21 protein-coding genes are annotated in these 25,753 nt (G+C 61.7%); 16 read left to right on the forward strand and 5 right to left on the reverse strand.

The window, feature by feature from the left end:
• Position 1: 1 nt before the first annotated feature.
• The 6 genes from HYX42_RS10650 to HYX42_RS10675 all read left to right on the forward strand — a co-directional run bounded on the left by HYX42_RS10650 (position 2) and on the right by HYX42_RS10675 (position 7,142).
• Positions 2–2,950, forward strand: a complete 2,949-nt coding sequence (locus HYX42_RS10650; protein ID WP_293402699.1) for a nitrate reductase — start codon at positions 2–4, stop codon at positions 2,948–2,950.
• 113 nt (positions 2,951–3,063) lie between these two features.
• A complete protein-coding gene (gene ybiB / locus HYX42_RS10655) occupies positions 3,064–3,975 on the forward strand; it encodes a DNA-binding protein YbiB (RefSeq protein ID WP_293403477.1) in 912 nt (303 codons plus the stop codon).
• Positions 3,972–4,775 carry a uroporphyrinogen-III C-methyltransferase gene (cobA, locus tag HYX42_RS10660; RefSeq protein WP_293402701.1) on the forward strand — a complete coding sequence of 268 codons (804 nt, stop codon included), beginning with the start codon at positions 3,972–3,974 and terminating at the stop codon, positions 4,773–4,775. The genes ybiB and cobA overlap by 4 nt, the downstream gene beginning before the upstream one ends.
• A gap of 89 nt (positions 4,776–4,864) precedes the next feature.
• Positions 4,865–6,109: an NAD(P)/FAD-dependent oxidoreductase gene (locus HYX42_RS10665; RefSeq protein ID WP_293402703.1), complete on the forward strand. Its 1,245-nt coding sequence runs from the start codon at positions 4,865–4,867 to the stop codon at positions 6,107–6,109.
• Positions 6,110–6,379: 270 nt separating this feature from the next.
• The gene (rpsU, locus tag HYX42_RS10670; RefSeq protein WP_007872347.1) at positions 6,380–6,592 is read left to right on the forward strand and encodes a 30S ribosomal protein S21; all 213 of its coding nucleotides are present in this window, start codon (positions 6,380–6,382) and stop codon (positions 6,590–6,592) included.
• Positions 6,593–6,695: 103 nt separating this feature from the next.
• Positions 6,696–7,142 (forward strand): GatB/YqeY domain-containing protein, encoded by a 447-nt coding sequence (locus HYX42_RS10675; RefSeq protein ID WP_293402719.1) that lies wholly within the window; start codon positions 6,696–6,698, stop codon positions 7,140–7,142.
• A gap of 195 nt (positions 7,143–7,337) precedes the next feature.
• Here HYX42_RS10675 and pmbA read toward each other — a convergent pair whose 3' ends face one another.
• A complete protein-coding gene (gene pmbA / locus HYX42_RS10680) occupies positions 7,338–8,756 on the reverse strand; it encodes a metalloprotease PmbA (RefSeq protein ID WP_293402721.1) in 1,419 nt (472 codons plus the stop codon).
• A 25-nt stretch (positions 8,757–8,781) separates the two neighbouring features.
• On the opposite strand from pmbA, the gene yjgA reads away from it, so the two are divergent.
• The 3 genes from yjgA to HYX42_RS10695 are packed head-to-tail and all read left to right on the forward strand — an operon-like array spanning position 8,782 to position 11,462.
• On the forward strand, positions 8,782–9,393 hold the full coding sequence (gene yjgA / locus HYX42_RS10685) for a ribosome biogenesis factor YjgA (protein ID WP_293402723.1): 612 nt from the start codon (positions 8,782–8,784) through the stop codon (positions 9,391–9,393).
• Entirely contained in the window at positions 9,390–9,983 is a 594-nt protein-coding gene (mog, locus tag HYX42_RS10690) for a molybdopterin adenylyltransferase (RefSeq protein WP_293402725.1), read from the forward strand. Before yjgA ends, mog begins: the two co-directional genes overlap by 4 nt.
• A 57-nt stretch (positions 9,984–10,040) precedes the next feature.
• Positions 10,041–11,462 carry a FecR domain-containing protein gene (locus tag HYX42_RS10695; RefSeq protein ID WP_293402727.1) on the forward strand — a complete coding sequence of 474 codons (1,422 nt, stop codon included), beginning with the start codon at positions 10,041–10,043 and terminating at the stop codon, positions 11,460–11,462.
• A 296-nt stretch (positions 11,463–11,758) separates the two neighbouring features.
• On the opposite strand, the gene cysE is transcribed toward HYX42_RS10695, so the two are convergent.
• Both cysE and HYX42_RS10705 read right to left on the reverse strand, forming a co-directional pair.
• Positions 11,759–12,541, reverse strand: a complete 783-nt coding sequence (cysE, locus tag HYX42_RS10700; RefSeq protein ID WP_293402729.1) for a serine O-acetyltransferase — start codon at positions 12,539–12,541, stop codon at positions 11,759–11,761.
• Between the two features lie 9 nt (positions 12,542–12,550).
• Complete coding sequence (locus HYX42_RS10705) at positions 12,551–13,327, reverse strand: RNA methyltransferase (protein WP_293402731.1); 777 nt, start codon at positions 13,325–13,327, stop codon at positions 12,551–12,553.
• 150 nt (positions 13,328–13,477) lie between these two features.
• On the opposite strand from HYX42_RS10705, the gene HYX42_RS10710 reads away from it, so the two are divergent.
• The 7 genes from HYX42_RS10710 (at position 13,478) to HYX42_RS10740 (ending at position 24,086) form a co-directional block, all read left to right on the forward strand.
• Complete coding sequence (locus HYX42_RS10710; RefSeq protein WP_293402733.1) at positions 13,478–14,452, forward strand: inositol monophosphatase family protein; 975 nt, start codon at positions 13,478–13,480, stop codon at positions 14,450–14,452.
• Positions 14,453–14,509: 57 nt separating this feature from the next.
• Positions 14,510–16,855: an FUSC family membrane protein gene (locus tag HYX42_RS10715; RefSeq protein ID WP_293402735.1), complete on the forward strand. Its 2,346-nt coding sequence runs from the start codon at positions 14,510–14,512 to the stop codon at positions 16,853–16,855.
• Positions 16,856–16,929: 74 nt separating this feature from the next.
• The gene (mutS, locus tag HYX42_RS10720) at positions 16,930–19,482 is read left to right on the forward strand and encodes a DNA mismatch repair protein MutS (protein ID WP_293403479.1); all 2,553 of its coding nucleotides are present in this window, start codon (positions 16,930–16,932) and stop codon (positions 19,480–19,482) included.
• A gap of 40 nt (positions 19,483–19,522) precedes the next feature.
• The gene (locus HYX42_RS10725) at positions 19,523–20,350 is read left to right on the forward strand and encodes a proteasome-type protease (RefSeq protein WP_293402738.1); all 828 of its coding nucleotides are present in this window, start codon (positions 19,523–19,525) and stop codon (positions 20,348–20,350) included.
• A 9-nt stretch (positions 20,351–20,359) separates the two neighbouring features.
• Positions 20,360–21,256, forward strand: a complete 897-nt coding sequence (locus HYX42_RS10730) for an alpha/beta fold hydrolase (protein WP_293402740.1) — start codon at positions 20,360–20,362, stop codon at positions 21,254–21,256.
• Between the two features lie 33 nt (positions 21,257–21,289).
• Positions 21,290–22,579, forward strand: coding sequence for an MASE1 domain-containing protein (locus tag HYX42_RS10735; RefSeq protein WP_293402743.1), 1,290 nt, complete (start codon positions 21,290–21,292; stop codon positions 22,577–22,579).
• A 19-nt stretch (positions 22,580–22,598) separates the two neighbouring features.
• A complete protein-coding gene (locus HYX42_RS10740) occupies positions 22,599–24,086 on the forward strand; it encodes an acyl-CoA-binding protein (protein WP_293402745.1) in 1,488 nt (495 codons plus the stop codon).
• 262 nt (positions 24,087–24,348) lie between these two features.
• Here the strand turns inward: HYX42_RS10740 and HYX42_RS10745 are convergent, their stop codons facing one another.
• Together HYX42_RS10745 and HYX42_RS10750 are read right to left on the reverse strand one after the other, a co-directional pair.
• A complete protein-coding gene (locus HYX42_RS10745) occupies positions 24,349–24,753 on the reverse strand; it encodes a DUF3597 domain-containing protein (RefSeq protein ID WP_293402747.1) in 405 nt (134 codons plus the stop codon).
• Between the two features lie 131 nt (positions 24,754–24,884).
• Positions 24,885–25,709 (reverse strand): undecaprenyl-diphosphate phosphatase, encoded by an 825-nt coding sequence (locus HYX42_RS10750; protein WP_293402749.1) that lies wholly within the window; start codon positions 25,707–25,709, stop codon positions 24,885–24,887.
• Positions 25,710–25,753: the final 44 nt, after the last annotated feature.

The raw sequence follows: 25,753 nt of genomic DNA on the forward strand, positions 1-25,753 counted from the left end.
CGTGACTACATTGCCTGCCCCTGCTGCCGTAAAGGAAACGCGTTCGACCTGTCCCTATTGCGGTGTCGGCTGTGGTGTGGTGATCACCAGCGTGGACAATCAGATCACCGGTGTGCGGGGAGACCCTGACCATCCGGCAAACTTTGGAAGGCTGTGCACCAAAGGCTCAACCCTGGCGCTGACGGCCTCCGCATCGGTCACCATGCAGACCCGCCTTCTCAAGCCCATGCGGCGTGAGCACAGGCATGAGGCACCAAAGCAGGTGTCATGGGACAACGCACTGGACTTCGCAGCGCAAAGCTTTGCGCACATCATCCGCGACCATGGCCCTGATGCGGTGGGTTTTTATATCTCGGGCCAGCTGCTGACTGAAGACTATTACGTCTTCAACAAGCTGGCGAAGGGCCTGATCGGCACCAACAATGTAGACACCAATTCACGGCTCTGCATGAGCAGTGCAGTTGCGGGCTACAAACAGACACTGGGGGCCGATGCACCGCCCACCTGCTACGACGATGTGAACCATGCGCAATGCATGTTTATCGTCGGCAGCAACACGGCGTTTGCGCATCCCATCCTGTTCCGTCGCATCGAGGACGCCAGGGCAGCCAACCCTGCACTGAAAATCATTTTCTGCGACCCGCGCCGTACCGATACCGCCGAAATCGCTGACCTGTACCTGCCTATTCAGCCGGGTACCGATGTCTCCCTTTTCAACGGCATGCTGCACATCATGCTCTGGGAAGGCTGGGTAGACACGGCTTACATCGCAGCGCACACCACCGGCTTTGATGCCCTCAAGACCACGGTACGCGACTACACGCCGGACCTTGTGGCCGAGACCTGTGGCATCAAAAAAGAAGACCTGCTGGCCGCAGCACGGATGTTTGCCACGTCAAAGGCGACCCTCAGCCTGTATTGCCAGGGGCTTAACCAGTCCAGCAGCGGCACTGCGAAAAATGCGGCCCTCATCAACCTTCACCTGGCCACGGGGCAGATCGGGAAGCCCGGTGCCGGGCCGTTTTCGCTCACCGGCCAGCCCAATGCCATGGGTGGCCGCGAAGTGGGGGGCCTGTCCAACCTCATGAGCGCCCATCGCGACATGGCCAACCCTGATCACCGCGCAGAAATCGCAGCGCTGTGGGGCATTCCATCCGTGCCTGACAAGCCCGGCAAGTCGGCTGTTGAGATGTTCCAGGCCGCCGCCGATGGCGAGATCAAGGCGCTGTGGATAGCCTGCACCAACCCCGCACAATCCATGCCGGACCAGGCCACCGTCAGGCGTGCACTGGAACGCGCCGAGCTGGTGATCGTGCAGGAAGCCTTTGCAACAACATCCACCTGTGACTACGCCGACCTTCTTCTGCCCGCCACGACATGGGGCGAAAAGATTGGCACCGTGACCAACAGCGAACGCTGCATCAGCCGCGTGCGTCCTGCCGTCAGGGCATCGGGTGAATCAAGACACGACTGGTCAATTGCGGTGGACTTCGCGCACCGCCTTGACAAGCTCATCAACCATTCAGCGGCTGCATCGCCGCTCTTTCCCTACCAGCTGTCAGATGAATTGGCAGGCGTGGAGGCCATCTGGAATGAACACCGCGAATCGACACGCGGGCGCGATCTCGACATCACCGGCATGAGCTACGCCATGCTTGAAAAATCGCCATTGCAGTGGCCGCTGAAAACCGGCGAAAACACAGGCAAGGTCAGGCTGTATGAAGACGGCATCTTTCCAACCCCTGATGGCAAGGCACGCTTTGTCAACACGGTCTACAAACCTGTCGCCGAGCCGCGTGAATCACGCTTTCCGTTCTCGCTGACGACCGGCCGCCTGCGTGACCAGTGGCATGGCATGAGCCGTACGGGCACCCTGGGGCGTCTGTTCGGGCATGTGGCAGAGCCGGCCGTACAGATGAACGCGCAGGACATGACGCGCAGGCTTCTGAAAGACGGCGACCTGGTGCAGGTCACTTCAAAGCGCGGCTCCATCGTGGTGCCCGTGCAGGCGTCTGCAGAGATCGGCATGAGCCAGGCTTTTATCGCCATGCACTGGGGCGGCGAATACCTCAGCGGCGTCTCGACCCACGGCGAGCCATTGGCCGGCATCAACGCGCTCACCACCTCAGCTTTTTGCCCCAGTTCAAAACAACCCGAACTAAAGCACGCAGCAGTCAAGATACTCAAGGCGGAACTGCCCTGGAACCTGCTCGCCGTGGCATGGCTGCCCAATAGCGACGCGCTGGCCATACGTGAAAAACTCAAGCCGCTGATGGCAAAATTCCCTTTCACCAGCTGTGTGCCGTTTTCAAACAACACCCCATTGGTGTCCAGCGGGCAAGCAGGTGCAAAGCTCGAGCGCACAGGCATACTTTTCCGTGCTGCCGGTCACGAAGCCCCAGCGGACGAAATCCTTTCCAGCCTGGAGAGCATTCTCGGGCTGGCGGGCGATGACGCCCTGCATTACATGGACCGTAAAAAAGGCCAGCGGCGTACAGCCATGCTGCACCGCGTCGACGACCATGCAGAGCTGGTCGGATTTGTGCTGGCGGGCGACACCAGCGCAGAAGCCTGGATCAAGACACTGCTGCAGGACGAATTGCCGGCCCAGGCGTATGGCAGGCTGCTGCTGTCACCGGGGGCGCAGGCGCCTGTCGCGGTTCAGTCGCGCGGCAAACTTGTCTGCACCTGCCTGAACGTGACCGACACCGCGATTGACGAGCACCTGGTCTCACTTACACATGGAATTTCCCTGGGCCAGACCGGTGCAGGCCACCTGGCAACAGATGAAGACAGATTGGCATCACTGCAGAACACACTGAAATGCGGCACCAATTGCGGGTCATGCATTCCCGAACTCAAGCGCCGCATCAGGTCCATGCACGACACACCTCCCGCAGGCGGCAATGCGCCTGCGCGTGGCGTGATCCCGATCACCGTGGTGGCATGAGGCACGGCGTCACAAGCAAATAAGCGGAAGTCATCTTTTGTTCGCGGACAATCCCTGCATGGACAAATCAATGCACGCCCTGGTTCAGCATGGGCATCACCGTGGACTTTTCCGTGGGTATTAGCCAGTACATCAAGGAAATCGGACGCGGCAAGGATGGCGCACGACCGCTGACCCGTGACCAGGCAGCAGACCTGCTGGGTCAGGTCCTGGACGGCACCGTGACCGATCTCGAAGTGGGCGCTTTCTGCCTGGCCATGCGCATCAAGGGCGAGACGCCCGAAGAGATGGCGGGCTTCCTCGATGCCGTGCATCAGCGCCTGCATCACCTGCCGGCAAATGCCAGCGATACACCGACGGTGGTGCTTCCGAGCTATAACGGGGCCCGCAAGCTCCCGGTGCTGACACCCCTGCTCGGCATGCTGCTTGCACGCGAAGGCGTCTCCGTTCTGGTGCATGGCACGCCCACCGAAACCAGCCGTGTTTTTGCATCCGAAGTTCTTTCACTGCTGGGTGTACAGGCCCAAGCCGCCGTCCAGGCTTTGGCACCCGGTGAACTCGCGTTCATGCCGACCGAAGTCCTGTGCCCTCCGCTGAAACGCCTGCTGGATGTCAGGCGCGCAGTGGGCCTGCGTAACCCGGCCCATAGCCTGGTCAAGATCATGAACCCCTGCCTTGGCAAAAGCCTGGTGGTCAGCAGCTACACGCATCCTGAATATGCGGTTTCCATGGCCCAGACCTTTGAGCTGGTCAAAGCCCATGCCCTGTTGCTGCGCGGCACTGAAGGCGAAGTCGTCGCGGATGCACGCCGCATGCCCCAGATGGAAGCGTTCATCAACGGTGATCGCGAACTGCTGCAGGAAGCCCAGGGCGGCACGCTTGCATCGCTGCCCGATTTACCAAAAACAACAGACGCGGCCAGCACGGCGGCTTATATTCAATCGGTGATGGCAGGCGGGCAACCGGTGCCGGCATCCATCGCCAGACAGGTGGAACACATCTTGCAACTGGTCAAACGACTATGACTGAAAACAATTTCCCAAACATCGCCCCGGGACAGGGCAAATGCACACTGGTGGGCGCCGGCCCGGGCGACCCCGAGTTGCTCACGCTCAAGGCACTGAAGGCCATACAGACGGCCACCGTACTTTTTGTCGATGACCTGGTCAGCAAGGAAATCGTTGCCTTCGCGCAGCCCGGCGCCCGCGTCGTCTATGTCGGCAAGCGCGGCGGCTGCAAGTCCACGCCACAGGCCTTCATTGAAAAACTCATGGTCATCGCCGCACGTGAAGGCGACAATGTTGTGCGCCTCAAGGGCGGCGACCCCTTCATCTTCGGCCGCGGCGGCGAAGAGGTCGAACACCTGCGGGCAGCCGGCATAGAAGTCGCCATCATCAACGGCATCACGTCAGGGCTTGCTGCGGTCACCTCACTGGGCGTACCGCTCACGCACCGTGAACATGCGCATGGCGTGGTCTTCATCACCGGCCACGCCAAACCAGGCGCGGGCGCCACCGACTGGCGCTCGCTGGCCATCACCGCGCGCGATGCCCGTCTGACGCTCGTGATCTACATGGGTGTCAGTGGCGCACAGCGCATTCAGCAAGAGCTGCTCGAAGGCCTGTCGCCCGACACACCGATTGCCATCGTGCAGCATGTCAGCCTGCCCTCACAGCGCCACAGCGTGGCCACGCTGGGAACACTGGTCACCACCATCGCACGTGAGGGGCTCGGCAGCCCCTCGGTGATCGTGGTGGGGGATGTCATCAGGGGCGTTGCCGCTGCAGTCGGGTCCGCATCGGGCCAGGGCATCAGAGCCGCCTGAGTCCGCAGGGAGGCCGGGCCTCCGCTTATGCAGCTATGCTTGGCAGCCTCTTGCGGTCTTGCGGCCGCTCTTCGGGCTGAGGCTGTTCTATGTATAAATTCGATGTATTGGTGATTGGCGCAGGTGCCGCCGGTCTTTTCTGTGCGGCACAGGCGGGGCAGCGCGGCCTGAATGTCCTGCTGGTGGACCACAGCGAAAAAGTCGCCGAGAAAATCCGCATTTCGGGCGGGGGCCGATGCAACTTCACCAATCGTGATGCCACGCCGGCAAATTTCCTCAGCGAGAACCCGCACTTCTGCAGGTCTGCCCTGTCGCGCTATACGCCGCAGGATTTCATTGAGCTTCTGCAGCGCCACAACATTCCCTTTCATGAAAAGCACAAGGGGCAGCTGTTCTGCGACCGCTCGGCCGAAGACATCATCAACATGCTGCTGGCCGAATGCGACGCGGGCAAGGTCACGCGCTGGCAGCCTTGCAGCATCAAAAGCATCGCCGGGCCAGACGCGGACAACACCGACTACCGCATTGAGAGTGACCGCGGGCTGATCGAAGCGCCGCAGGTGGTCATTGCCACCGGCGGCCTGTCCATCCCCAAGATAGGAGCTACCGACTTCGGTTATCGCATCGCCAGACAATTTGGCCTGCGCATGGTCGAGCCCCGTGCAGCGCTGGTGCCGTTGACCTTTGACGGCGCAGACTGGGCGCCATTTGCCCAGCTCGCAGGCCTGGCCCTGCCGGTGCTGATAGAAACCAGTGCGGCCGATGCCACGCCCAAACAGCGCAAAAAAGCCACCGTCTTTTCAGAAGACCTGCTGTTTACCCACCGCGGGCTGAGCGGCCCGGCGGTATTGCAAATATCAAGCTTCTGGCGTGAAGGCCAGCCGGTGCGCGTCAACCTCGCACCCGGTGTGAATTTGCCAGATTTGCTGCTTCAGGCCAAATCCCGCTCAAAAAAGCTGATTGCCAACGAACTGACCAGCCTGGTGCCCACCCGCCTGGCAGATGCCTGGACCAGCACAGACCCGGCCCTACAACGCCCCATCAGCGACGCCACCGACAAGGCCCTGCTGGCGCTGGCAGAACGCCTGGCCGACTGGCAACTGGTGCCCAACGGCACGGAGGGCTACAAAAAGGCCGAAGTCACCATCGGCGGCGTCGATACCCGCGATTTGTCCTCCCAGACCATGGAATCGAAGCAGCCCGGCCTGTATTTCATAGGCGAAGTGGTCGACGTGACCGGCTGGCTGGGCGGTTACAACTTCCAGTGGGCCTGGGCCTCGGCATATGCATGTGGGGAAGCTCTGGCGATAAAAAACAGCGCCTGGCAGGCATAGAAGCCGCCAGCCCTCACCCCAACCCTCTCCCAGAGGGAGAGGGAGCAATACCGCAACTGCCAAAGCAGCGAGGTATTTTGCAAGTGGAGCCGTGGAACCGGCTTTGCCGGGCCACAGGCGGGGCGGCCCCCTCGGGGGGCAGGGAGCTACACGAAGTGAGCGACCGTGGGGGCCACATAGCTGCTATAATCTAAGGCTTTGCTAGCAAACCCGCGTCCGGCCTGATCCTGATCAGATTACTAAAGACGCCCAATTTTTGGACCCCTTTCAATGACGACCATTCGTGTAAAAGACAATGAGCCCTTTGACGTGGCTCTGCGCCGTTTCAAGCGCACCATCGAAAAACTCGGCCTGCTGACCGACCTGCGCGCCCGCGAGTTCTACGAAAAGCCAACGGCTGAACGCAAGCGCAAGAAGGCTGCTGCCGTCAAGCGCAACTACAAGCGTATCCGCTCGATGCAACTGCCGAAGAAGCTGTACTAATCAGTACACGCCTCACGGCAAACAAAAGCCCGCACGAGGACGCTCTGCGGGCTTTTGTACTTTTTGATCTGCTTTCGACTTTCAATTTTTTTCCGGAGACCTCATGGCACTCAAAGAACAAATCACCGAAGACATGAAAAACGCCATGCGCGCCAAGGACAGCGAGCGCCTGGGCACCATACGCCTTCTGCTCTCGGCCATGAAGCAAAAGGAAGTCGACGAACGTGTAGTTCTGGACGATGCGGCGGTGATTGCCATCGTCGACAAGCTGATCAAGCAGCGCAAGGACTCTATCGAGGCTTTCCAGAAGGCCGAACGCAAGGACCTGGCCGACAAGGAAGCCGCCGAACTGGTGGTGCTGCAGGCCTACCTGCCGGCGCGCCTGAGTGCGGATGAAGTTGCCGCCGCGGTAAAAGCCATCGTGGTGGAACTGGGCGCAAGCGGCCCGGGCGACATGGGCAAGGTCATGGGCGCGGTCAAGGCCAAACTGGCCGGCAAGGCCGATATGGGCCAGGTTTCAGCCGCTGTGAAAGCCGCCCTGGCAGGCTGATTCAAACGCGAGCGTTGCAGTGCAAGCTCAAGCCGTGGAACCGGCTTTGCCGGGCCACAGGCGGGCGGCCCCCTCGGGGGGCAGCAGGTTATTGGGGTCAGACACCAATTTCGCTGCAGTGCATGCACTTCACCCTCGGGCGAGCCGAAGGCTCGGCGAATTTGGGCTCTGACCCCAAAAACCTGCGTGGGGGCATTAAGTCCCCGCTATTTTCATCCTGTTCACCAAAATCGAACCAACGGTTTTCGCGCCATAGTTGTACGCATCGGCTCCCACAGCCTGAATGCCCATCAGCATGTCTTTCAGGTTGCCGGCAATCGTGATTTCCTCGACCGGGAAGGCGATCTGGCCTTTTTCGACCCAGAAGCCAGCCGCGCCGCGTGAGTAGTCACCCGTCACGTAGTTCACGCCCTGCCCCATCAATTCAGTGACAAACAGGCCGGTGCCCAGCTTTTTCAGCATGGCATCCAGGTCATCGCCTGCCCTGGTCTGGCGGCTGCTCATGATGAGGTTGTGTGAGCCGCCGGCATTGCCGGTGGTACGCATACCCAGCTTGCGGGCCGAATAGGTGCTCAAAAAATAGCCGCGCACAATGCCTGCATCCACCACCGTACGGGCGCGGGTCTTGACACCCTCTTCATCAAACGGCGAGCTGCCCTTGCCTTTTTTGACGAACGGGTCTTCGGTGATGTCGATATGGTCGGGGAAGGCCGGCTTGCCCATGCTGTTGAGCAAAAACGTGCTCTTGCGGTACAGCGCACCCCCGCTCACGGCCTGCACAAAACCGCCCAGCAGGCCGGCAGCCAGGGGCGACTCGAAAAGCACCGGGCATTCGCAGGTCTTGACCTTGCGGCTTTTCAGGCGCGACAGTGCACGCTCTGCGGCGTAGCGACCCACAGATTGCGGGCTGGCCAGCTCGCTCGCGTCGCGCATGGAGCTGTACCAGGCGTCACGCTGCATGTCGCCGTTCTTGCCGGGCGATGACGCAATCGGCGCGACCGAAATGCTGTGGCGCGAACTGGCATAACCACCCCGGAAGCCGCGCGTATGGGCACTGAAAAAATGGCTTTGCTGGGCCGAAACACCCGCGCCTTCGCTGTTGGTGATGCGCTTGCTGGTTTGCAGCGCCGCCGCTTCGCATTCGAGCGCAATCTTCGCGGCGTCTTCAGAGGTGATCGCCCAGGGGTGGAACAGGTCCAGGTCCGGATGAACGCGTGCAATGTCGCGGTCGGCAGGCAGGCCGGATGACTTGTCTTCTGCGGTGAAGCGCGCAATGTCAAAAGCCGCCTTCACGGTCTGCTGAATGGCGGCATCCGAGAAATCGCTGGTGGCGGCATTGCCGCGCTTCTGGCCGACATAAACCGTGATGCCCAAAGACTTGTCGCGATTACGCTCGACGTTCTCCAGTTCGCCCTTGCGCACGCTGACTGACAGGCCGCAGCCTTCAGACGCTTCTGCAGCCGCATCTGTCGCGCCCAGCTTTTTGGCATGGGCCAGTGCGCTGTCAACCAGGTGTTCGAAAAAATCCCTGTGGTAGCTGAAGCCCTGTTCGGGTTTTGTGGATGGCCGTGCTCCTGAAGATACGGTAGGGGCTTTGGAAGTCTTTGGTGTCATATGGGTAGCTATGATACTGACTGCCATGAACACCAAAACTAACAAGCCTGTCCCAAAGGGTCTCAAGGGCTACTGGTCCAACGGCCGATTCGTGAAACCCGAAGAAATCGCGGCCGAAGAAAAAGGCCCGCCCAGCAAGACGCAACTCAAGGCCGAGGCCGACGAAATGCAGGCCCTGGGCGAAGCCTTGCTCACCCTGCGTGCCGACCTCATGGCGCGGTTGGATTTGCCCGACAAGCTGCTCGACGCGATCAAGGACGCCAAAAAAATCACCAACTTCGAGGGCAAGCGCCGCCAGATGCAGTTCATCGGCAAGCTGATGCGCCCGCTCGACCCCGACCCGATACGCGAAGCCATCAACGAGCAGCTCAACGGCTCGGCACAGCTCACGCTGGCACTGCACCTGGCCGAGCAGTGGCGCGACAAGCTGGTGGCCGATGATGAATCGCTGCAGCAGTGGCTGGTTGAATACCCGGACACCGACTCGCAGCAGATGCGCGCGCTGATTCGCCAGGCCCGCAAGGACTACAAGCCCGAAAAGCCGGGCGAAGCCCCGCGCCATGGCAAGTCCTACCGCGAGATTTTCCAGATGGTCAAAGAGGCCATGCGCGCCAAGGCGGAAGGCGCCCCGGAATGAGCGCCCACGATGCGGTCCGCATAGGCATCGTGTCGGTGAGCGACAGGGCCTCCAGCGGCGTCTATGAAGACAAGGGCTTGCCGGCGCTGAAAGACTGGCTGACGCGCGCCCTTCTCAACCCCATCACCTTTGACGAACGCCTGATCCCTGACGAGCAGGACGGCATCAGCACTGCGTTGATTGCGCTGGTCGATGCCGGCTGCTCGCTGGTGCTCACCACAGGCGGTACCGGCCCCGCGCTGCGCGACGTGACACCTGAAGCCACACTGGCCATCGCCCACAAGGAGATGCCCGGCTTTGGCGAGCAGATGCGGCAGATCAGCCTGAAATTTGTGCCGACCGCCATACTGTCGCGCCAATGTGCCGTCATCCGTAACAAAAGCCTCATCATCAATCTGCCCGGCCAGCCCAAGGCCATTGCTGAAACGCTTGAGGGGTTAAAAAATGACGGCGGCGAGCAAATCGTGCCCGGCATCTTTGCGGCCGTACCTTACTGCGTTGACCTCATAGGCGGGCCTTACATTGAAACGCGCGCGGACGTCTGCAAGGCGTTCAGGCCGAAATCTGCCATACGGCCGTCAGCCCCCTGAGTTTGCAGTTGGTTTTTTGCCGCGCCCGTGCGTGGCACCGGTGAAAGAAGAAAAAACATGACTTGTCTGACCGCGCAATACACCGCACGCTATAGCCTCACCACACTGACCCTTTCACTGCTGCTCGCCTCAAGCGCCAGCGCACAGCCCCGTGTGCTGGAGCCCAGCCTTCCCTACGTCGTCAAACCTTCAGACAAGCTGATCCGCCTCAGCAAGGAAATTCTTGTCAGCACCCAGGCCTGGAACGATGTCGCCAGATACAACCAGCTGAAAGACCCTGACCTGATCTTTCCTGGCCAGAAGCTCGACATTCCGCTGCGTTACCTCAAGTCAAAACCCGCCAGTGGCAAGATCATCAGCGCTGAAGGCGACGTCACGCTGGGCGGCAATGCCATCGCGCCCGGTGCGGCAATTGCCGACGGCAGCCAGCTCAAGACCGGCGCCAACAGCTCGGCCGTGATAGAGCTGGGCGACGGCAGCCGCGTCAAGCTGCTGCCCAACAGCCTGGTGCAGGTCGTCACCAACCGCGACTACGCCATGCGCGATTCATCGGCCAGCGGCTCGACCAACTGGTTCTCGGGCCTGCTGCGGCTGGCCGCCGGCACCATGGAAGCGGTGGCCACAAAAAACGCCAAACGCGCCACACCGCTGCAGGTCGAAACCCCGACCTCGCTGGTCGGCGTGCGCGGTACCGAGTTCCGCGTCGCCTTTGACGACCCGGCCAGCGCCGCCGCGCGCACGGAAGTGGTTGAAGGCAAGGTGCGTGCAGACAACCCGGCCCAAGGCGCGGGCGCAGACCTGCCCACGGGCACGGGTGCTGTCGTCAAACCGGCTGAGCGCGAGATCAAGGTCGTCAACCTGCTGCCCGCCCCCGACCTCAGCAACATCCCGGCCGAAGTCCTCAAGCCCCTTGGCGGCTGGGCCATGCCGGTGCTCGATGGCGCGGTGGCTTACCGCGTGCAGGTCTCCAGCGACGACAAATTCGACAAAATCGTGCGCGACCTGAAGGTGGCCAGCAACAGTGCCGACCTGGCCGACCTGGCCAACGGCAGCTGGTTTGCCCGCGTGCGTGGCATTGACCCTGCCGGCCTGGAAGGGTTTGACACCGTCAAGCTGATCGCCGTGAGAGACGGGCAGTGGAAGGTGAGCTATTCCAGCATGAGCCTGGTCGGCGGCAAGACCGTGCTGGGCTGGATAGGCCAGCAGTCCAATGGCCAGCCCATGGCCGATGGTGCGTATTCGGCCCTGGTGGCGCGTGACGAGGCCCTGACGCAAGTGGTCACCAACTCCGACACCGCCGTCGCAGGCCGCGGCCCGCGCCTGGACCTCGGCAACCTGACACCCGGCGTGTACTTCATACGCCTGCGCAGCAAGGTGGCGCAAGGCGCGACTGACAGCGAGATTTACCGCTTTGAAATCCCCGCCAACTGGGGCAAAAGTGTGTTTGACCTGACTTCTTCACTACAGTCTGTTCGCTAGGTCAATTCAGCATATGTCAGGGCATATGCTGAAAAAAAAGGGGTTAAAACAGCTTTAAAAAGGCCAAAAACCTGCTTTGGGAGGCATTTTTTGGCCATTTTCAGGCATTAAATCGGCTGCAGGCCAATAGATACGCACGTGAGCAGCTACTGATTTAATAGCAAATACCGCGGGATTTTTGCCCCCTGTCATTGCGGACTCAATCCGCAATCCATACCCCCTTGCGCAGATACCTAGCGGGATGGATCCCGGATCAAGTCCGGGATGACAGAAAAAGCGCAGTGAGGCGGTCGCCCCTACTTCCCAATCAGCTGGTTCAGCTTCTCGGCCTCGAACGTCTCGGTCAGCGCGGCATCGGCCGGTACGCAATCCCTGCGCGGGGATTGCGGGTTCTGGGTGACCGACAGTTTTTCAATCGCCTCCCACAACAGCGCAATCTGGTGCTCCTGCGACGAGGCGTTCTCGACCAGCCCTTTCATGGCCTGGCCCAGCGGGTCGTCGTCCAGCGTGATGCCATAGGCTGAAAAACCTGTTCCCCTTGTCACGTCGGCGCTCTCGCCCACTTTTGAGGGGATGATGCGCGCCGGTATGCCGACTGCCGTGGCGCCTGCGGGCACCGGCTTGATGACCACGGCGTTGCTGCCTATCTTGGCGCCGTCACCAACCACGAAGCCGCCCAGCACCTTGGCGCCTGCGCTCACAACCACGTTGCGGCCCAGCGTGGGGTGGCGCTTTTCGCCCTTGTAGAGCGAGGTGCCGCCCAGCGTCACGCCCTGGTAAATCGTGCAGCCATCGCCGATCTCGGCCGTCTCACCGACGACAACGCCCATGGCATGGTCAAAAAACACGCGCTCACCGATCTTCGCGCCGGGGTGGATCTCTATGCCCGTGAAAAACCGCCCCACATGCGAGACAAAACGCCCCAGCCACTTGAAGCCGTTGTTCCAGAACCAGTGCGCGCGGCGATGAAAGATGAGCGCGTGCAGGCCCGGATAGCAGGTGAGCACTTCCCAGGTGGTACGCGCGGCCGGGTCGCGGTCAAGAATGCACTGGATATCGGAGCGGATTCGTGAAAACATGCCGCGAGTCTACTGGGGCACCGATGGGCTTGCAGGCGGCGCACTTTTGGCGTCGCCCGCCGCCGCCTGGCTCATCGCCTTGGCCACACCCCGCAGGATGTGGATTTCCTCTGCACTGAGTTGGGCGCGGTTAAAAAGCTGGTTCAGGCGCGGCATCAGCTTTTTCGGTGAAGCCGGGTCGAGAAAGCCGATGTCGGCCAGCGACTTTTCCCAATGCGCCAGCATGCCCGCCACCTCTGCGGCATCGGCCAGCTGGCGCTCGCCAGTGGCTGATTCAACTGAAAAACCGCCCAGCGCCTCGCGCCAGTCATAGGCAATCAGCTGCACGGCGGCACCCAGGTTGAGCGAACCAAAGTTGGGGTCGGTCGGGATGCTGAGGGCCACATTGCAGCGGTAAACGTCCTCGTTCTGCATGCCAAAGCGCTCCGAGCCGAACAGAAAGGCGATGCCTTCCGGTTTTGTGGCTGCCGCTTCAGGGGCCAGCAGGGCAGAAAAATGCGCCCGCGGTGCCATGGTCGGCGGGCCAAAGTCGCGCGGCGTCATGGCTGTGGCGCACAGGTGCGTCATCCCGTCCAGCGCCTCGTCCAGCGTTTCGACAATGCGCGCGTTGTTCAGCACGTCCAGCGCCCCGCTGGCGCGCTGGATCGTTTCTTCGCGCCGCAGCACATTGGCCCAACGCGGCTTGACCAGTACCAGGTCGCCAAAACCCATGACCTTCATGGCGCGCGCTGCCGCGCCTACGTTGCCGGCATGGCTGGTGTGGATGAGGACAAAACGGGTTTTCATTGGCGAATTTGGGCAAATCTGGGCAAAAGAGGGCTCGTCGGGGGCTTAGCCGTTAAAATCGGGCTATCTGCAAGAACTGCATATTGTCGCTGTCCCGGTTGCCGGGCCACAGCCCTCCCCGCTTCGTGCGGCTGCTCTTTCTTATCATTTATGTCCAGCAATCTACACCCCATGCTCAACGTGGCCATCAAGGCTGCGCGCGCCGCCGGCGCCATCATCAACCGCGCTGCGCTCGACGTTGAATCGGTTCGCATCTCGGCCAAGCAGACCAACGACTTCGTCACCGAGATCGATCACGCTGCCGAAACCGCCATCATCGAAACCCTGCTGACCGCCTACCCCGGCCACGGCATCCTGGCCGAAGAATCGGGCAGCGCGCATGGCGCCAAAGACTCCGAATTCGTGTGGATCATCGACCCGCTGGACGGCACCACCAACTTCATCCACGGCTTTCCCGTTTACTGCGTCAGCATTGCCCTCAGCGTCAAGGGCAAGATAGAGCAGGCCGTGGTGTATGACCCCACCCGCAACGACATCTTCTGCGCCACCAAAGGCCGCGGGGCTTACCTGAACGACCGCCGCATTCGCGTGGCCAAGCGCACCCGCCTGCAGGAATGCCTGATCGCCACCGGCTTCCCCTACCGCCCCGGCGACAAACTCAAAAGCTACCTCAACATGCTGGGTGAAGTCATGAGCCAGTGCGCCGGCGTGCGCCGCCCCGGTGCTGCCGCGCTTGACCTGGCCTATGTGGCCGCAGGTTACAGCGACGGCTTTTTCGAAACCGGCCTCCAGCCCTGGGACGTGGCAGCGGGTTCGCTGCTGGTCACCGAAGCTGGCGGCCTGATCGGCAACTTCACTGGCGAATCCGAATTTCTCGACCAGGGCGAGTGTGTAGCCGGCAACCCGCGCATCTATGGCCAGCTGGTGACAACCCTGACGAAGTACAGCAAATTTGCAGGCGCAGGCGACAAGGCCACCGTGCGCCAGGCACTGCAGGACGCCACATCGGCCATGGCTGCAGAAGGCGACAGCGCCCCGGTTGACACTGCACCAGTTGCCAAACCCACCCTGAAGGCCAAACGTATCAAGGCCGGTAGCGAAACACCGCCAGACGCACCGTTTTAAGCCAAACGGGCGGGACAAGCGCACACCCTGCCCGGCCTTCGGTAAAGTGTGAATCACATGAGCCGACAGCCCCCTGAAAAACCTGCGACGGACACGCCGCCCATGATGCTGGAGGGCCTGCTCATGCGCGGCCTGGGCAACGCACAGGGCAGGCTGCAAACCTTTCTGCGCGCTGCACTCAGCCCCCATGTGACCAACGGCCTCACGGTCTCGCTGGGCCTGATTCTCATCATGCTGGCGATATTCGAAACCGCCGGGCTGGCAGGCGCATCAACCGCAGCCGTCGGCATCATGATCACCAGCCTGCCCGACGTGCCTGCGCCGCGCCGCCGCAAGATCATGCAAATGCTGCCTGCGCCCATACTCGGCGCGCCGCTGTTCCTGCTGGTGCAACTGGTGCGTGAAGACGCCTGGCTGCTGGGCATCGTGATCGTGGCAGGCACCTTTCTCGCCACCATGATGATGGCCTGGGGCAAGCGCGGCGGGCCTATCTGCTTCTCGATGCTGTTCTCAATGCTGTTCTCCATGGCGGCGCAACCCGTCGGGTCGCTGGAAGAAATCGCCGTGCATGGCGGCTGGTTCCTGGCCGGGGCAGCCCTTTATCTGCTCTGGGCTGCGTTCACAACCAGCCTGCTGAACCGGCGCTACCGTGCGCAGTTGCTGGCGGAATGTTTTTACAGTTTTGCGCAAATCCTGCGCACGCAGGCGCGCCGGTTTGAGCCGCAGCCGCAAAACCTGGAGGGCAGCCAGGCGCTGCTCGCCACCATGCTCAAGCAGCAGGCCGCACTTGCCGACCAGTTGCAGAACACGCGTGACGTGGTGCTTGAATCACCCACCAAACCACGTCGCCAGCGCATGGCCGCCATGCTGCTCAGCCTGCTGGAAGCGCGCGACCACCAGATGGCCTGCGACCTGGACCTCGACATGCTGCTCACCCACCAGGACAGCACGGGCGCACTGCCGGCGCTGCAGGATGCACTTGAGACGACTGCGACGCGGCTGGAAGCCATGGCCATGGCACTGTTGCTGGGCAAATTGATACGGCCGATTGCCGAACTCGAAAATTTGAGGCCGGGCCTGGCCGGCACGCTTCCCCCACGGCGCGAAGCCACCGAACGCCCGCCTGACCTGCAGACCGGCGTGCCCGATGCCGCTGCACTGCTGCACAACATGGCCGACCGCATAGGCCATATCAACGATGAAGTGGTGAAGATGGCCGCGATTGCGCGCGGCGATGTCGCGCCTGAACTCGCAGCCGTGCGCACACAGTGGCAACTCTTCGTCAGCACCACCGTCTGGTCATGGAAGCCGCTTCTCGGCCAGCTCACCTGGCGCGCGCCCACCCTGCGCTACGCACTGCGTGCAACGCTGGCCGTCACCGTGGGTTACGTCGTGTCGCTGCACCTGCCCTGGGTGGCGCATGGCTACTGGATATTGCTGACCATCACGGCCGTGATGCGCGGCAACCTGGCCCAGACCGTTGAGCGACGCAACTCACGCATCATCGGTACGCTGATCGGCTGCGTGGTGGTGATGGCCATACTCGCCGCGCACCCCGGCGCACGCAGCATCTTTCTCGCGGTGTCACTGGCCATGGGTCTGGCGCATGCGTTCGCGCTGCGCCGCTACCTTTTCACATCCATCGCCGCCACAGTCGCCGGCCTGCTGCAGGCGCACCTGCTGCTGGTCGGCGTACAGCCCAGCTTTGCCATGGCCGAACGACTTGGCGACACGCTGCTGGGCGCGCTGCTGGCCTGGCTCTTCAGCTATGTGCTGCCCGCGTGGGAGCGCAACCAGATACCCGCACTCGTCAAACGCAGCGTGGCGGCGCAGCTTGAACACGCACGCCTCGCGCTGGCCCTGCTCGACAGCTCGCAAACCTCTGACCTGCCGTGGCGGCTGGCGCGGCGCGAGGCCTACAACAGCCTGTCAGACCTCACCCTCGCCACCCAGCGCAGCCTGGCCGAACCGAAACAGGTCAGGCCACCGCTAGAACCCCTCGAAGCCCTGCAGGCGCGCAGCTACCAGTTGCTCGCACAGCTCACCGCTGTCAAATCAATGCTTCTGCTGCGAAGGGCGCAGCTTGATCTGGACATTGCCAGACCGGCGCTTGAGCAAGCCAGCAAACGGATTGAAGCCGAGTTATCCGGCAAGTCTGTGCCAGCCCAAGACCTTGATGCTCAACCAGACCTGCCCACGACAGCAGGCCAGCCCTTCCAGCCCAAACCCGACCCCCTGCTGGCCAATGACCTCACGCCATGGTTGCTGCGCCGGCTGACACTGACCTGCGCCATGGCGGCAGAGTTGCGCCAGGCCATGCTGCGTGCGCAGAACCCGCCAGCGGGTGGCAACGATAATGCTGGATTGACGACCGCCACGCGCACGCACCAAACCAAAGCATGAGTGACACCCATCTGCTGCCGCCCGAGTCGGCCACAGCAACATCCACAGCCAAACCATCAGGGCCGCACACGCCCATGATGACCCAGTACTTCGCCATCAAGGCCGAGTACCCGGACACGCTGGTCTTCTACCGCATGGGCGACTTTTATGAAGTCTTCTATGGCGATGCCGAAAAAGCTGCGCGCCTGCTCGACATCACCTTGACCCGGCGCGGTCAGTCGGGTGGTGAACCTGTGGTGATGGCGGGTGTGCCTTTTCACTCGCTGGAAGGCTACCTCGCCAAGCTCATCAAACTTGGTGAGTCGGTCGCCATCTGCGAGCAGGTCGGTGATGTGGCCACCAGCAAGGGGCCGGTTGAGCGCAAGGTGGTGCGTGTCGTCACGCCGGGTACGCTGACCGATACCGAACTGCTGAGCGACAAGACAGAATCGATTTTGCTGGCCGTGCACCAGGGTGCGCGCAACACCTGCGGCCTGGCATGGCTGAGCGTGACGCAGGGCGAGATTCACCTGGCGCATTGCGCCAACGACGAGCTTGAAGCCTGGATGGCGCGCATTGCGCCCAGCGAGCTGCTCTACAACGTTGATGTCACACCGACTTTTGAAGAGCGCATGAAAACCCAGCGCTGCGCGGTCAGCGCACGGCCTGCCTGGCAGTTTGATGCTGCACTGGGCGCACGGCGCCTGCTGGACCAGCTCAAGGTCGCGTCGCTGGCGTCATGGAATGCCGAGGCGCTGACTGAAGCGCATGCCGCCGCCTCTGCCTTGCTGGGTTACGCAGAACACACTCAGGGCCGTGCGCTGTCGCATGTGCGTGGCCTGCAGGTCGTGCGTTCGGGTGAACTGATCGAACTGCCGCCCACCACGCGCCGCAACCTTGAACTGACACAGACCCTGCGCGGTGAAGATTCACCCACGCTGTTTTCATTGCTGGACACCTGCACCACCGGCATGGGCAGCCGGGCACTGAAAAGCTGGCTGCTGTCGCCGCGCCGCGACCGCGCGCTGGCCGCAGCCCGTCTTGAAGCCATCACACACCTGCGCGGCGGCATGCAGCAAACCCTGCGCGGCCAGCTCAAGGGCAGCAGCGATGTGGAACGCATCACCGCGCGCATCGCCCTCCGCCAGGTGCGCCCGCGCGAACTTGTCGCACTGCAACTGACGCTGCAAAAAACCGAACTTCTGGCACGCGCGCCTGCTGGCCTGCCACCGCTGTTGGCCTCCATTTTTGAAGCATTGCAACCGCCAGAAGGCTGCGCGGCGCTGCTGCAACGCTACGTGCTTGAAGAACCCGCTGCGCTGATACGCGATGGCGGCGTCATCAACCATGGCTGCGATGCCGACCTCGACGAACTGCGCGCCATACAGACCAACTGCGATGCATTTCTGCTTGACCTCGAAGGCCGCGAAAAAGCCCGTACCGGCATCGCCAACCTGCGTGTGCAGTTCAACAAGGTGCACGGCTTTTATATCGAAGTGACGCAGGGCCAGCTCGACAAGGTGCCTGACGACTACCGCCGCCGCCAGACTTTAAAAAATGCAGAACGCTACATCACGCCTGAACTGAAGGCTTTTGAAGACAAGGCGCTCTCGGCGCAGGAGCGCGCCCTTGCCCGCGAGAAATGGCTGTACGAACAACTGCTTGACCAGTTGCAGGACTTCATACCCGCACTTAGCCGCCTTGCACGCGCACTCGCCTCGCTGGATGCGCTCTGTGCGCTGGCTGAACGCTCGCTCACACTCAACTGGGCGGCACCGGTTTTTGTGAAAGAGCCGTGCATAGACATCAGTCAGGGCCGGCACCCTGTCGTCGAGGCACGCCTTGCAGAAACAGGCGGTGGCTCATTCATCGCCAATGACTGCGTGATGAGCGGCAAACACCGCATGCAGGTCATCACCGGCCCCAACATGGGCGGTAAATCGACCTATATGCGGCAGGTGGCGCTGATCGTGCTGCTGGCCAGTGTTGGCTCTTATGTGCCTGCCGGCGCGTGCCGTCTCGGCCCCATAGACGCCATCCACACCCGCATAGGTGCGGCTGATGATGTGGCCAATGCGCAATCGACCTTCATGCTGGAGATGACGGAAGCCGCGCAGATCCTGCACAGCGCCACACCGCATTCGCTGGTGCTGATGGACGAGATCGGCCGCGGCACTTCGACCTTCGACGGCCTGGCGCTGGCAGGCGGCATTGCGGCCTACCTGCACAACAAGACGCAGGCCTTCACGCTGTTTGCCACGCATTACTTTGAACTGACCGAATTCCCCGCGCAACACCACGGCGCGATCAATGTGCATGTGAGTGCGGTTGAATCGGGTTCCGACATCGTCTTCATGCACCACATAGAGCCCGGCCCCGCCAGCAAAAGCTACGGCGTGGCGGTGGCCAAGCTGGCCGGTGTGCCCGCTGCCGTCGTCAACCATGCGCGCCACGCGCTGAACGCGCTTGAGACACAACAGCTTGACGCACGCGCCCAGGTTGACCTGTTTGCCCCGCCGCCAGAGGCAACTGCGGCAGAGCAAAGCGCCGTAGACAAGGCATTGGGTAACATTGACCCTGATGCACTGAGTCCGCGCGAAGCGCTGGACGCCCTCTACCGGCTGAAAAAGCTCGCCAGCCTGAACTGAACACACCTGAACATCACTATTCCAACACCGTAAGTACCTAATGACCTATTGCGTAGCCATCAAACTGAATGCCGGCCTGGTGTTCCTGTCCGATTCACGAACCAATGCGGGCCTGGACCACATCAGCACCTTCCGCAAGATGATCGTGTACGAAAAGCCGGGTGACCGCTTCATGGTGCTGCTGTCTGCAGGCAACCTGTCGATCTCGCAATCGGTGCGCGAGATCCTCCAGATCGAGCAGCTCAAGGACCACGAAGGCGGCGAGCCCATTACCATCTGGAACGCCAAAAGCATGTTTGACGCAGCGCGCGTGCTCGGCTCGGCCATTCGCCGTGTTTATGAACGCGATGCCGAAGCCCTGAAAAATGCCGACGTTGACTTCAATGTCTCGCTGGTCTTCGGCGGCCAGATCAAGGGCGAAGGCATGCGCCTGTTCCAGATGTATTCGGCCGGCAACTTCATTGAAGCCACCAGCGAGACGCCTTACTTCCAGGTCGGTGAATCGAAATACGGCAAGCCCGTGCTTGACCGCGTGCTGGAGCCGAACACCCCGCTGGCCGAAGCCGCCAAATGCGCGCTGGTGTCGATGGACTCGACCATGAAATCCAACCTGTCTGTCGGCATGCCGCTGGACCTGGTGGTTTATGAAGCCGACAGCCTGCAGAGCGACAAGGTCGTCTGCATAGACAACGACAACCCCTACTACATGATGATGCACAAGAACTGGGGCCGCAAGCTGCGCGAAGTGTTCGACAGCATTGAAGACCCGGTGTGGGATGACGCGCACACCGATGTGCCTCTGAAAATGCCGGCCACGCGTAATGACCCGCTCAAGAAGATCAGCAGCCCCCAGGAAAAACTCATCTGAGACTGAGCCGTGACCGCCAAATCAGCCTTGCCTGCTGACATCTCAAGCAAGGCCAGGCCACTGGTCATCTTCTCGCATGCCAACAGCTTTCCGGCCAGCACGTATGGCGTGCTGTTCCGAAGCCTTGAGGCGCGCGGTTTTGACATCAAGGCCATAGACAAGTTTGGCCACGACCCGGCCTACCCGGTTACCAGCAACTGGCCGCACCTGATAGCGCAGCTTGCCCACTTCAGTGAGCAGCACATAGGCGCATTAAAACGCCCTGTCTTTCTGGTCGGCCACTCCCTGGGCGGTTTTTTGAGCCTGATGTGCGCCGCGCACCACCCCGTACTGGGCGGCCAGCCCGTGCAGGGCGTTCTGATGCTGGATTCGCCCGTCATAGGCGGCTGGCGCGCCACCGCACTCAGCGTGGCCAAACGCGCTCAACTGGTCGGTTCGGTCTCGCCGGGTGCTGTCAGCCGCAGGCGCAAGAACGAATGGCTGGACAAGGACGAAGTGCTGGCCTACTTCCGCAGCAAAAAAACCTTTGCGCGCTGGGACGAGCAGGTGCTGCTCGACTACATCGAATACGGCACGCACGACGCGCCAAAGGATGCGCCGGTAGGCAGCGAAAGCCTGCGGCATCTGAGTTTTGACCGCGACGTTGAAACCACCATCTACAACACGCTGCCAGACAACCTTGAGCAGATGCTCAAGCGCCACCCGCTCAAATGCCCGGCGGCGTTCATAGGCGGCCTGCAATCAGCCGAGATCAGGCAGGTGGGCATGGCGCTGACGCAAAAGGTCACCAAAGGCCGCATCACCATGGTGGATGGCAGCCACCTTTTCCCGATGGAAAAGCCGATTGCTACTGCAGCTGCGATTGAAGCGGCGTTGCTCAACCTGGCAGTCACAGGCCTTCGCTAAACTCGGGCCTGTTCACTCCTGAGGAGGATTTACATGCCCGCACGTTTTATCGTTACCGCAGTCGTGACGTTTTTTGCCTGGGCCATCGCGGCCGTGATCTCCCAGGGCATGAGCGATGCGGTCACCAACAGTTCGTCCATCTGGCTGGCCACAGGCGTCACCTTTGGCGCGTTGCTGGTGGTGCGCGCACCCAACCGGCCTGCTGTCCTGCTGGGCGCTGCCCTCGCCACCATGGTTCTTGGCCTGCTCGATGGCCTGGGCTTTTTACAGGCACTTGGGTTTGGCCTCAACGAAGCCCTGTGTGCCGGCGTCGGCGCATGGCTGGCGCTGCGCTTTCGTGCGCAAAAAGAAGATGCCCCCGCAGAGCCAGGCAAGGCCTATGCAGGCCTGCTGCTGGGCGCAGTCGTCACATCCGCGCTGGGCGCCAGCATTTCCTTGCTGCTGTGGAGCTGGGTCATGAAAGGCGATGTGGCGCTGGCGATTGAATGGCGCGTCTGGGCCTGTACCTCGTTTGTCGGCATTTTGCTCATGGCGCCGCTGATCCAGTCGTTTGCGGGCTTTCGCGTCAGGCGTTCAGGCGGCATGGCTACCAGCCAGTTCGTCGCCGGTGCCGCCACCTTCGTGCTCTTTTTTGTCGTGACCACGCTGATCTTTTCAAGCGATGTGTCCGACCGCTTCGGTGCATCGCTGGGCCCGACACTGACCTACCTGCCCCTGCCCTTCATCGTTGTCACGGCCATCCTCTGGAAAGAGCGCGGCGCCACCCTGGCTACCCTGATCGCAGCCCTGGCCCTGACAGGCTGGACCAATGCAGGCGGCGGCCCGTTTGCAGAAATCGAAGGCTTCCGCGGTGAAGCCGTCATCGAGGTGCAGGGTTATGTCGCCGTCATGGCGCTGCTGGTCGGCGTGGTCAATGCACTCGGCGCCACCGCCGCGCAGGCCCTGGCAGAAGCGCGTGACTGGCGCACACGTTACCGGCAGGTAATGGACTCCACCCGCACGGTCATGGTCAACTTTGACGCGAAGACTGGCACCGCCACCTGGGGCGAGGCAGCCAGCGCCATGCTGCGCACCAATACCGCCAACCTGATGACCGTGCAGGACCTCATCGCCCACGCAGAGCCCGGCGAGCAGCCAGCGTTGCTGGCTGACTGGCGCGACCTCACGCAAGGCCAGCGTGACCACGTGCTGTGGAAAACAGCCTTCCGCTGGAGCGACGGCAGGGTGGCCAACCTCAATGCGCGCCTGTCGGGCGTGCGCGGCGCAGACGGCCAGGTAGAACAGGTCGCCAGCCTGCTGGAAGTCGAGGCAGCCCGTGGCTGAAGGTGCCCAGGTATCGGCCATGCCTTCAGGCACAGCCGAAGTGCGCGTCGATAAAAGCGTGCCCGCCGTCTTTTTGATACACGGGCTGGGCGGTACGCAGTACGACCTGGGCTCCATGCACAAGCGGCTCAAAAATGCGGGCTTTGTGACCCATTCGCTGACCCTGCCCGGCCACGGCACCACGCCTGAAGATCTGCTGAACGTGACGGCCGAGCAGTGGATGGAGGCCGTCACGGCCAAATACCACGAGGTCGCTGCGCAGCACGACAACTTTCACATCATGGGCATGTGCATGGGCTCGCTGCTGGCCGTAGAACTCGCCAAGCGCCAGCGCCACACGCGCGGCAAACTGGTGGCGCTGGCCCCGCCCATTTACATCGACGGCTGGGGCACGGCCTGGTACTCGCCGCTGCGTCACCTTGTTTATTACATTCCCGGCCTCAACCGGACCATGAAGGTCGAGGAGGAAGACCCCTTCGGCATCAAGAACGAACAGTTGCGCGCCATCGTGAAGGCCAAGTTCGCGCGCGGCGAAGCCTTTCACTACAAGTGGGTGCCCATTGCCTGCGTCCGGCAGGTAGACCGCCTGCGCGGTTGGGTCATGAAAGGCCTCAAGACCATGGCCTGCGAAACGCTGGTCATCCACGCGCGCGAAGACGAACTCACCAGCCTGGCATCTGCCAACTACCTGGTCGAGCAGATAGGCGGCGCAAAGGCACGCATGGTGGTGCTTGAGAACAGCTATCACATGATCTGCGTCGACAACGACCGCGAGCAGGTCGCGCGCAATGTGCTTGAGTTTTTGGGCGCCAGCAGCGCAGCATCGCTGGGCATGGCGGTGGATGACCCGAAGATGTCTGCCGATGCGCTCATGGCGTTTGCAAAAGAGCTGATCGCTGCACTGGAAGCCGGCGACTTCAGGACCATCTTTGCCAAAGGCGCATCAGACATGGGCTGGTTCCAGCCCGGCGTCAACCGCGCCAGCGGCGTGTACCGCGGCAACAAGGGCCTGCAGGCCATGCTGCCGTGGGCAGAGGGTGTTCGCTTCACGGCTTTCGGCCAGCCGGTCTACAACGCCGGCATCGCCGTGTGTCCGGCTACGCTCGTTGCAGGCGGCTTGATGTCGCAGGGCGTGCTGGCCTTTGCCGTGCAATCTGGCAGGCTGCTCGATGCACGGTGGTTTCCGGATGACGTGGCGCTTGAAGACGCATACTTCGGCGCGCCTGTTGCCGCCAGCGGTCCCAGCGACACTGAAAAGGCGTTTGAAGCCGCGCAGGTCACCGTCAAGGCCCTGGCTAAACCACCGGGGGATGATGAGCTGTTGGCCCTGTATGCACTTTACAAACAAGCCACCGCAGGCGATGTGTCAGGCGAGCGCCCCGGCATGATGGACATCGTGGGCCGCGCCAAGTACGACGCCTGGGCCCAACGCAAGGGCGAGACGCGGGAGGTGGCGATGGCCGCCTATTCGCAACTTGTGGAGAAGCTCGCCAGGGCCAGTCACTGACGCCGCAGAGACGACCCGGGTTCATGGATTGCGGATAGGGTCCGCCATGCCAGGCAGGGTCAAAATCTCGCGGTATTTGCTACAAAATCAATAGCTGCTCACGTGCGTATTTATTGGCTTGCAGCATTTTTAAGGCATAAAAAAGGCCTTTTTCAGGCCTTTTTTGGAGTTTTTCCGGGCTGCAAACGCCGCCAGCAGAAAATTTTAACGTACACGTTAAATTTTTAACATATACGGCAAAATTGGCCGGACACCCTACAGATCAGTCTTTCAGGTCAGCTGGAACTTTGCCGCCGTTGGCAGCCAGCTTGTTCATGACCTGCCTGTGCAGCCAGATGTTCATGGAAGCGCTGTCTGCCGTATCGCCGGTATAGCCAAGCTCCTTGGCCAGGGCCTTGCGCTCGCCTATGCTGCTGTCCAGGTCCAGCAGCTTCATCAGGTCAACGATGGAGGTCTTCCAGTTGAGCTTTTGCGGGTTCTTGCTGGCCATGTCGTCGAGCAGGGCCTCGACATCAACCTCTGCCATGGCGACCGGCGCAGCGGGTGCAGCAGCCGCGCCATCTGGCGTGTGCCCAGGCGTGTAGGAAGGCGCACTCGCCGCGCGGCCCGCTTCTTCCGCTTTGGCGTTGGGGAAAATTTTGGCGAAGATGTTGCTGAGAATGCCCATGGAGTGTTCCCCTGTCTTGAAGAGTTAAAACACTCATCTTAGGCAGCATTCGTGACAAGTCAGTCAGCCGCAGCCCTGCATTTGTGAAGGAATGTACGCAGGGCGGCACGCCCTCCCGCCAGGCCCCGCTGTCAGGCTGCCCAGTTCACCAGCCCGCTCCACGCGGTCGCGAGCACCACGATGCCAAACGCAATGCGGTACCAGGCAAAGGGCACGAAGTCATGTGTGCTGATGTAGCGCAACAGCCAGCGCACGCACAGCCATGCGCTCACAAACGAGAAGATCAGGCCCACGGCAAACAGCGGAATGTCGTGCACCGACAGCAGCGCGCGCTCCTTGTACAGGCTGTACGCGCCAGCGCCTATCAGCGTCGGGATGGCGAGAAAGAACGAGAAGTCAGTCGCCGCCTGGCGCGACAGGCCAAACAGCATGCCGCCGATGATGGTGGCGCCGCTGCGGCTGGTGCCGGGCACCATGGCCAGGCACTGCGCCAGCCCGACCTTGAGGGCGTCCAGCGGCGTCATGTCGTCCACATGAATGACACGCACCGAGCCGGGCGGCCGCCTCTCGGCCCACAAAATGATGAACCCGCCAATGATGAAGGTGCTGGCCACCACGGTCGGTACGAAGAGGTGCGCCTTGATGAACTTGCCGAACAGCAGGCCCAGCACCACGGCAGGCAGAAAGCCGATGGCGATGTTCAACGCCAGGCGCCGCGCCCTCGGCTGGCGCGGCAGGGCGACGATGGTCGAATGAATTTTTTGCCAGTACACCAGGATGACCGCAAAGATGGCGCCGGTCTGTATGGCAATGTCAAAGACCTTGGCCTTGTCGTCATCAAAACCCAGCAGCGAACCCGCAAGAATCAGGTGGCCTGTGGACGAGATGGGCAAAAACTCTGTCAAACCCTCGACGATGCCCATGATGGCGGCTTTGATTAGCAGTGCAATGTCCACGCTGGCTCCTCTTTAGATTCTTGGGATTATCGTGCTTGCGCCTG

The sequence above is a fragment of the Polaromonas sp. genome (assembly GCF_016185115.1).
Lineage (GTDB): Bacteria > Pseudomonadota > Gammaproteobacteria > Burkholderiales > Burkholderiaceae_C > Polaromonas.